Annotated in this window: 3 protein-coding genes; 1 reads left to right on the top strand and 2 read right to left on the bottom strand. The window is 51.4% G+C overall.

Translation table 11 applies throughout. The annotated features are described in order from the left end of the window. The first annotated feature begins 566 nt into the window (after positions 1 to 566). On the top strand, positions 567 to 1,469 hold the full coding sequence (locus tag Q1A48_RS20510; RefSeq protein ID WP_299948608.1) for a bile acid:sodium symporter family protein: 903 nt from the start codon (positions 567 to 569) through the stop codon (positions 1,467 to 1,469). Positions 1,470 to 1,718: 249 nt separating this feature from the next. On the opposite strand, the gene xthA is transcribed toward Q1A48_RS20510, so the two are convergent. Then, entirely contained in the window at positions 1,719 to 2,534 is an 816-nt protein-coding gene (gene xthA, locus Q1A48_RS20505; RefSeq protein WP_299948606.1) for an exodeoxyribonuclease III, read from the bottom strand. A gap of 73 nt (positions 2,535 to 2,607) precedes the next feature. Beyond that, positions 2,608 to 4,707 (bottom strand): carboxy terminal-processing peptidase, encoded by a 2,100-nt coding sequence (locus Q1A48_RS20500; RefSeq protein WP_299948604.1) that lies wholly within the window; start codon positions 4,705 to 4,707, stop codon positions 2,608 to 2,610. Positions 4,708 to 5,148: the final 441 nt, after the last annotated feature.

The following is a 5,148-nucleotide window of genomic DNA, read 5'->3' as shown; positions in this document are numbered from 1 at the left end:
TGCACAGGATTTTACGGTTTGAGATGGGACAGACAGGGCGAAACCGTAAGTTTCTGTTCAGATGCTCCCGCTAGGCCTACTCATTGAACACCTCTGTCTCAGGCGGCGACTTTACCACCTAAATTGGTGTCCGGGATTAGTAGACCACTACACGGTAACTGGTACTTAATCTAAGTAAGTTGACAGTTGTGCCCCGAAGATTCATCGATTGGCGCCGTGGCATATGATAAGGAGATGCACAAAAAGCAGAATACAATAGAACGTTTGTTCCAGCGACTGCCGAGTTAATCATCCACGTAGGTGTTACTTTTAACTTTGGTGAAAATGGGGGGCGTGCTCACCACTATGGTCTGCCTCTGTATTGAAACTTGCCAATCAGTGTCCTGATGAAACCTATACTGCGGTCACGCCTTCTTGCTGATCTCAGCCTGCGGTTAGCGCTATTATTTTTGGAGGAAGGTATCCATGGGTGTAAGTCCAGTGCCTGCAGACTCTGCCTAAAGGGCTTATTGACGCATCATGGAACCAACCTATTTCATCACTCATTACGGTATCAGGAGATAAATGTGGAACCAGGACCTATGATCTCGATCGGTTTACCGGTTGCGCTGTTTATTATTATGGTCGGTATAGGGATGACCCTGACGACCAGAGATTTCCATCAGGTAGCTGTCAGGCCCAGGGGCTTACTACTTGGCACCATCATACAGATTATATTTTTGCCATTTGTGGCCTTCACCCTTTGCTGGGCGCTCAGTCTACCTGCTGAGATCGCAGTGGGTCTGGTGATTATAGCGGCATGTCCGGGAGGGACGACCTCTAATCTATTTACACTGCTCGCACGCGGCAATGTTGCGTTGTCCATCGTTCTTACGGTATCGGCGAGTTTGATTACCATCCTGAGCCTGCCTTTTTTTACCAATTACGCTTTGCGTACCTATTTTGGTGCTGAGCAGGAAATTGTTCTGCCCTTTGTCAGGACAGTGGCCATGTTATCGGTTATTGTTTTGTTGCCTGTGGTACTCGGCATGCTGGTGCGGGCCTGGAACCCGCCTCTTGCCAGTCGCGCCGAGGGTATTGTCAGTATTTTTGGTGCACTGGTATTGTTGATTCTGGTAGTGCAGCTGGTGTGGGGAATGCGTGAGCGCATTGGCGAACTTATGTCGCAGGCGGGGCCCTCGGTTATCCTGCTGAACCTTTCGGGGATATTTTTGGGGTTGGTATTCAGTCGAATCGGTGGCCTTCCCCTGCGCGATGGACTGGCGGTGGCGACAGAGCTGGGTATCAAAAATGGTACCATCGGCCTGATGGTAACCCTAACGCTTCTGCACTCCAGAGAAATGTCGATACCCTCTGCGGTATATGGTGTGGTGATGTTTCCAGTGGGTATGCTACTGGTACTATATGGTCGCAAAAAGGCTCGCGAGGTGAGAGAGGTGGGGGTTAAGGAAGTCGGAGAAGCTGGGTAAAGGTTAGAATATTTTGTGAGAATCCTGGTGGACAGGATTCTCCGATAACATATTGGCACTGTGTTTTTGAGCTGAGGGCCTAAAGCCTTGAGCGGGCTCAGATTCAGTGCAGCGGTCAGTAGGTGCACAGAGCGCAATTGCCCGGGCATTACGGGCATGTTGCGGGCCACCTCCGGGTTAGTTTCCGGGGAGTGTTCCTATGAACAACGGAAGAAAGCCAGGGTCGAAACTCCGGCATTACGCTGGTGTTTAGAGCTTGAACTCTGCCCATACAGGGGCATGGTCCGAGGGCCTCTCCATTGCGCGAATATCATAGTCAATGCCAGTGCCAATACAGCTTTTCATCATGGAACTGCTGGCCAGAATCAGGTCGATACGCAGACCGCGCTTGGGGTCGCGATCGAAACCACGGCTGCGGTAGTCAAACCAGCTGAAAACATCATCGGTTTGTGGATTTTGTGCACGGAAGGTGTCCACAAGGCCCCAGTTCTGGATTCTCTGCAACCATTCGCGCTCCTCCGGCAGGAAACTGCATTTGCCGTCGCGCAGCCAGCGCTTGCGGTTAGATTCCCCAATACCGATATCCTGATCTGCGGGGGAAATATTCATATCACCGATCACCAATACCGGCGCTTGTGGTTTACAGGTGGTCTGCAGGTAAGTATTCAGGTCAGCGTAGTACTTCTGCTTTGCCGGAAACTTGAGCGGGTGCTTGCGGTTCTCTCCCTGGGGAAAGTAACCATTGATCACAGTAAGCGGTTCCGGGCCACCGATATCGAATTTACCCATCACCAGGCGGCGTTGGGCATTGGGCTCGTCTGTGGGGAAGCCATACTCCCGGTCGATAAACGGCAGGCGCGAGAGCAGGGCAACGCCGTAGTGGGTCTTTTGGCCATAGTAGATGACCTCATAGCCCAGATCCCGGATTGCATCCACCGGGAAATCCTCGTCGGTGACCTTGGTTTCCTGCAGGCCAATAATGTCTGGGTGATGGCTGTCTACCAGTGCCTGCATCTGGTGCAGGCGCGTGCGTATACTGTTGACGTTAAAGGACACAGCTTTCATTGTTTTTCCCCCAATAAAAAGGCCGGGCTTGCCCGGCCTGGAGTTGGTTCGCGCACCCCGAACCCGTCAGATTTTAGAAATTGGCGACTTGAGGCGGGGCCTTGCTGGCTTTATCGGACAGTCCGATAAAGTCCGCCATTATATAGCCGGCCTCGTTCAAAACGGGGTCTTTTTCCAGTTTGATTTCAACTGGGCCACCAATTGTGGCCACTTCTTCTGACTCACTCTCCTCATAGGCCTCGAAATCCTGGTAGGGTTCCAGGCCTTTGGCATTGCGGCGACGGTTTTCCATAGACAGCAGACGCTGGTTCACCGCCTCTCTTTCATGCTCGCGCATGACTTCGTTGAGGGAGATATACTTTTTGTCACTGCGTTCGCTTTCGAACTTGAATTGGTCGCGCAGGAAAATAAAGTCGGGGTCCGACTCAGTGCGTTTATTGTGTTTGCTGATCAGGTTGGGAATCAGGCTTTTCAGGTTCAAATACTTCGCATGGGGTACGGCATGGATACGGTCCCAGGGTAGGGCGGTGTCATAGGCACTCTCCCCGACACTTTCGGCATTGATCATTTGTGGCATGGGGATATCCGGTTTGACACCGGCATTCTGGGTGCTGTCTCCGGACACGCGGTAGAACTTGGATTGAGTAATCTTCAGCTGGCCTTCCTTGAGAGGGGCCATGGTTTGTACGGTACCCTTACCGAAAGACTGGTTGCCCACAACCAAGCCGCGGTTATAGTCCTGGATAGCACCGGCAAAAATTTCCGACGCAGATGCCGAGAGGCGGTTGATCAGTACCAACAACGGACCGCGGTACATTGCTCGCGAACGGGAGCGGTTGTGCCGTGAAATCTGTTCATTGGCGTGGCGAATCTGTACAACCGGGCCCTGATCGATAAACAAATCGGTGAGCATGGTGGCCTCTTGCAGGGAACCGCCACCGTTATTGCGCAGGTCCAGGATAATGCCGTCAACATCCTCCTCCTTTAATTCTGTAAGCAATTTGGCCACATCGCGGGTGGTACTTTTGTAATTGGGGTCCCGACGCCGATAGGCATCAAAATCAATATAGAAGGTGGGTAAATTGATCACGCCGACTTTGTAGTTCTTTTTGCCATCGGAGAATTCAAACACGGCCTTCTTGGCTGCCTGATCTTCCAGCTTTACTTTGCTGCGTTTGATCAAGATGGTTTTGTGAGTCCCATCGCCACCGGTGGGGATGGTTTCAAGCCGCACGTAGGTACCGGCCTTGCCACGGATCAGGTCGACCACGTCGTCGAGACGCCAGCCAACTACGTCCACCATCTCTCCCTCTTTGTCCTGGCCCACACCCACGATTTTGTCATTGGGCTTGATCTTGCCGGTGCGATCAGCGGGACCACCTGCTACCAGACGGGCCACCTTGGTGTACTCCTCGTCTGCCTGCAAAACCGCACCAATTCCCTCCAGAGAGAGGGACATGCTCATATTGAAGTTTTCCAGGGAGCGCGGGGAAAGGTAGTTGCTGTGTGGGTCGTAGAGGCGCGTGAGCGAATTCATATAGAGTTCAAATACATCATCGCTGTTCTGCTGTTCCAGCCGCTTCTGCTGGCCTTTGTAGCGGCGCGCCAGTAGGTCGCGTATTTCCTCGTCGGTTTTCCCCGTGAGCCGCAGGCTCAGTACACTGCTCTTGAGCCGTTTGCGCCACAAGTCATCGGCAGCACTGGTGGATTCAGGCCATTTGCTCTCTTCACGATCCAGCTCCAGGGACTCATTGCGGGCAAAGTTAAAGGAGGGGAGGCTCTCGTCCAGCTGTGAGAGAATTTTATCGAGACGGGTGCTCATACGCAGGCGAAATCGATTGTAGATCTCAAAGCCCGCTTTTACATCGCCGGCACGCAGCTGGTCATCCATCCTGTTCTGCAATGCACGAAACTCATTAATATCGGAGGCGAGAAAGTAGCTCTTGGTAGGATCCAGAGCATCGATGTATTCGCTCCAGAGGCTTTCTGACATTTTATCGCCAATTTTGATCTTGTTGTAGTGCAGCATTTCCAATTTGCTGACGATTTCCCTGGCTGTGCCGCCCTGGCCTTTTTCTGGCGCAAGGTGCTCGACATCCCCTAGAGCGGTTGTGGAAAGCGGGGCAATCAATAAGAAGCTGAAAAAGAGTGCGGCGGTCCGGTTGGTAAGCATAGAGAATCTCTTTATACGTCCTACTTCATAAGCCGCCAGCCTTTATGGCCCGACGAACTATAGCTTAGGACAAGTATAAAGGCTGAAAGCTCCTAGGGGCATGAAACACCTCCAATCAGAGATAGATAATTCTATATTTTTTCAGTTCAAGCATAATAAAGTTAATTTTAAAGAAAAGTTAGGGTTTTTCTCCTAGTTAATGAATGGAAGATATATTTAGTCACCCTTGACTTTAAGGTAAAAAGATGAATTTGACCAATTGGTCACTAACTGAAGGGTGCCTTTCTGGGCAAATATTGTACAAAGCATAGGGAAAGGTAAAGCTGACCAAAACCCCTAACCCACGTCCTTAGGGCGTGGTTATGAGTAATCGGCTTTGCCTGTTACGAAAGAGGCGACCCATGTTACTCCTAGGTTCGAGTTGTCCCCACAATTCGAACG

The sequence above is a fragment of the uncultured Microbulbifer sp. genome, assembly GCF_947489355.1.
In the GTDB taxonomy this organism is placed as follows: domain Bacteria; phylum Pseudomonadota; class Gammaproteobacteria; order Pseudomonadales; family Cellvibrionaceae; genus Microbulbifer.
This window is presented reverse-complemented; position numbering and strand designations above follow the sequence as displayed.

What these genes read in the sequence shown, in the direction of transcription:
- xthA (WP_299948606.1), bottom strand. Translation starts at nt 2,534, where the DNA reads ATGAAAGCTGTGTCCTTTAACGTCAACAGTATACGCACGCGCCTGCAC.
- Q1A48_RS20500 (WP_299948604.1), bottom strand. Translation starts at nt 4,707, where the DNA reads ATGCTTACCAACCGGACCGCCGCACTCTTTTTCAGCTTCTTATTGATT.